This window comes from Faecalibacillus sp. MSK20_93 (assembly GCF_020589945.1).
Lineage (GTDB): Bacteria > Bacillota_I > Bacilli_A > Erysipelotrichales > Coprobacillaceae > Faecalibacillus > Faecalibacillus intestinalis.
Genome location: NZ_JAJDKA010000171.1, coordinates 1 through 406, shown reverse-complemented (window position 1 = coordinate 406; position 406 = coordinate 1). Strand labels below are relative to the sequence as shown.

The window sequence follows — 406 nt, the reverse complement described above, 5'->3', positions numbered from 1 at the left end:
AACAACCAGAAACGCTTGCGTGATTTGGAGAACGGACAATGCTTATTGCAGGACTTATACGGGCGTGTCGGTGTGGTACAGATACACCCCGTTTTTGAAGAACTGCTACACGCCTTTGATACCAGACCGCCCGTACAGAGAAATGAGGTGGAGTGATGAAAGAAAGGATAAAAGGTGCGTTCACAAAAAGGAAGATTTTCCACTTTCTCAAAATGGCTCTGTTCGTGGTGGCACTCTCCCTTATCCTGCTTTCACTTTTGGGGACGGTGGCTCATGCGACGGGGCTTGTGGACGATACCATAAACGCAGAAAATCTTTATTCAAAATATCCCCTTTCCAACTACCAGCTTGATTTTTATGTGGATAATAGCTGGTCGTGGCTTCCGTGGAACTGGCTGGACGGTAT

2 protein-coding genes are annotated in these 406 nt (G+C 46.8%); both read left to right on the top strand.

The features are described from left to right. The coding region (locus LJD34_RS16225) for an ATP-binding protein (protein ID WP_173751492.1) at positions 1-156 on the top strand (156 nt) is incomplete at its 5' end. 56 nt (positions 157-212) lie between these two features. After that, positions 213-406 (top strand): hypothetical protein (locus LJD34_RS16220; RefSeq protein ID WP_412531095.1); only part of this gene is annotated, 194 nt, incomplete at its 3' end.